The organism is Citrobacter youngae (assembly GCF_003818115.1).
GTDB classification, from domain to species: Bacteria; Pseudomonadota; Gammaproteobacteria; order Enterobacterales; family Enterobacteriaceae; genus Citrobacter; species Citrobacter youngae.
In genome coordinates this window covers 1-2,689 of the sequence record NZ_RPOI01000030.1, presented here as the reverse complement: position 1 = coordinate 2,689, position 2,689 = coordinate 1, and the positions used below count along the sequence as shown (strand labels likewise).

The window sequence follows — 2,689 nt, the reverse complement described above, 5'->3', positions numbered from 1 at the left end:
GCCGATAATCATCCCAGTCAGCCTTATGGCGTACCGGAGGGAGCGTTACCCAGCCATCCACTGCTTTGGCGGCTTTCTCTGCCTGAATACGCCCGGTGTTTTCTTTCCCGTCAGCCAGATCATTATCTCCGGCCAGAATGATCCGGGTTTCCGGCCAGCGTTTCCGGATCTGCTCCGTCACCTTCAGTAAATTGGTGGCAGCAACAGCCGCCACGATCCATCCTTCAGTCAGCAGACTGACGGTAAGTGCCGTGGCAAAACCCTCAGTGATAATCACCTGTTCAGGTGTTTCAGCGGGTATATCGGTCAGGGCAATGAATGCGCCAGACAGCTGGCTACCGGGCAGCAGACTTTTATCCCCGTCAGGATTGATAAGCTGGCCACCAGTAATATTCCCGGAAATATCCGTCAACGGCAGCAGTAATGAACCGGAGGAAAATGTTATTCCGGCCAGATTCAAAGGCTGTGACAGCAAGGGAAGTGAATACCCGTGTAAGCCCTTGTTTGTCAGATAAACCGGTTCACCATTGCAGGACTGCTGTCTGAGTCTGGTATATCGCTCCGCGCCCGCTTCTTTTCCTGCGGCCTTTTTCCTGGCGGGCAAAGCGGGCTTCTCCTGTATTTCTGGTAATGCAAGCGCCTCAGATACCATCCCGGCGACTTCTTTTATCTTTCTTCCTGTCACCAGACGAACCAGATCAAGACCATCGCCATGACCGCACTGATTACAAAACCACGTCCCACGCCCCGCTTTATCGTCCAGCCGAAAGCGATCTTTGCCACCACAGGCAGGGCAAGCCCCATGATGTCCTGCGGACGGTACTTTGATACCTAATGCTGACAGGATATAAGGCCAGCGCCCAATTGCAGCCCCGGAAATCGTGGATACAGACGGTGTTTTCACAGCAGCACCTCCTGACCTTCCGGCTTCACAAATTCAAAACCTTCGGGTAGTTCGCCATCAGGTGCACCGAAAATAATATCCCGGTAAACCTCACGCATCTCTGTGACACCAAAAACTGACAGGCGAATATTTTCTGACATAAAGCCCGGTTTAAGCATTTTTTCCAGTTTCTCTGCGGCCAGTATGCAACCTGCATCAGCCCCAAACTCATTCACCCACGGCATTTCAATATGGTAAATAATATTACTCACCACTTTTTCGTGGGTGAGTTCTATTCGTTCGCCATCTTCAATATAAACAGGTTCATTATGAACACGTTCCATTAAGGAAATGAATGCATCAGCAATGTAATACCGTAAGACTGCTGTTCGTAAAGCATGCGCCTTTAAATTTTGATTATTATTCATCGCGCATCACTCCCTTAATTGTGCTGGTTTCCTTAACAACGCCATCCAGTTGTTCGGCAATACAGGCCACTAAAGCCGCAGCGCCTTCCGCTGAAACAGTTCTCGCCCCATTCACTGTGGGAACGGACAGAACCTCTGCAAGGAACTCACTGGCCAGTGCCGCCCGTAACAGACGACTCTCCCCCAGTTCACTCAATATGCAGCCTTGCTTAAAGTTCATGGATTTCATGCAACCACCTCCCCGGCGTTTTTCACAGGGATACGGGCAGCAAAGCTCAGGATAAATTCAGTGGCAAGTTTAAGGCGTGCAGCATGCTCACAGTCTGCGATTACACGCACAGGACGTGGACGGGCATCACGGTCTGTACGGCGGACAGCCAGAAAGACAAAGGTAAATTCAGGGTGAGATAAAGCAGGGACTGTAGCCATAATGGCAACCTCCGTTAGATAGCAGGTAACGCTACCACCGGAGTTTCCACGCTCATGGGTGGTAGCCCAGACGGGGGTGGAAATACCGGCTCTAACGGATACCGGCCTGACCGAGGTCAGCCCCGCCTGAGCCACCATTACACGATAGCTACAGCAGTAAAGAAACCGCTGTACAGGTAACAGGTGCACAAAGGCAAAGACACAAAAAAAGACGCATGGCGCGTCTGGTGTCGCCGTTAGATTACTCGGGTTTCCACGCCCGGCTGCCGATTTTGCGGCAACCTTTAAACTATATCCCGCGTATTCCTGGTGAGGCAAGAAATTTATAACCGAAAACTGATCATTGCCTGGATTAATTAACGCTGGCATGCTTAAGCCTCTGCTTAAAAATAGTTCTTCATTTTTCCTGATGATGTTAACGAGACCCGCCTCTGAGCGGGTCTTTCTGTTGCTAAGTCAATCCGCAAACGTCAGGGCGCCCTCATCGACAGCCGCGTACAGTTCAGGTTCACCGAGTGCATAGCCTTCATTGCGCAGGTAGGAATGCACGTATTCGCTGTTTTCATCATCAAACTCAGCACGGAACCAGCGTGTTATCGCCTGGGTGTAAATGTGCAGATTATCCAGCGTCGTTACTGCCAGACGCTTACCCGGCATAAACGGGGGAATAAACGCAAAGCGGCCAGCAACAGAACTTGTAGCCATCTGTGCGGCATTCACATCAGCCGGGCGGTCTGCAGCATTAAATAACTTCAGGCGTTGATGTGCTGCCAGCTCTGCCCCAACCAGTACAACCAGACGGGGATCTTCACGAAACTGCTCAGCAATAAGCTCAGTAATCAGATGGTTGGCCAGAGCATCAATATTTTTCCAGGTGCCAGTCTCTCCCAGAGTGAGAGGCTCAGAGATGATTTGCTTCCCGTTCCCGTAGGCTTTCGCCAGTGCATGC

Annotated in this window: 5 protein-coding genes; all 5 read right to left on the bottom strand. The window is 51.1% G+C overall.

Going from position 1 to position 2,689, the window contains the following annotated elements:
* Positions 1-904, bottom strand: a 904-nt coding sequence (locus EHN13_RS21545; protein WP_211339290.1) for a primase-helicase zinc-binding domain-containing protein, incomplete at its 3' end; no start/stop codon positions are given.
* Positions 901-1,311 (bottom strand): hypothetical protein, encoded by a 411-nt coding sequence (locus EHN13_RS21540; protein WP_001063903.1) that lies wholly within the window; start codon positions 1,309-1,311, stop codon positions 901-903. The genes EHN13_RS21545 and EHN13_RS21540, both read right to left, overlap by 4 nt.
* On the bottom strand, positions 1,304-1,540 hold the full coding sequence (locus EHN13_RS21535) for a hypothetical protein (protein ID WP_003838756.1): 237 nt from the start codon (positions 1,538-1,540) through the stop codon (positions 1,304-1,306). The genes EHN13_RS21540 and EHN13_RS21535 overlap by 8 nt, the downstream gene beginning before the upstream one ends.
* Complete coding sequence (locus tag EHN13_RS21530; protein ID WP_124022064.1) at positions 1,537-2,109, bottom strand: host cell division inhibitor Icd-like protein; 573 nt, start codon at positions 2,107-2,109, stop codon at positions 1,537-1,539. Before EHN13_RS21530 ends, EHN13_RS21535 begins: the two co-directional genes overlap by 4 nt.
* Positions 2,110-2,196: 87 nt before the next feature.
* Positions 2,197-2,689 (bottom strand): P2 family phage major capsid protein (locus tag EHN13_RS21525; RefSeq protein ID WP_148085789.1); only part of this gene is annotated, 493 nt, incomplete at its 5' end.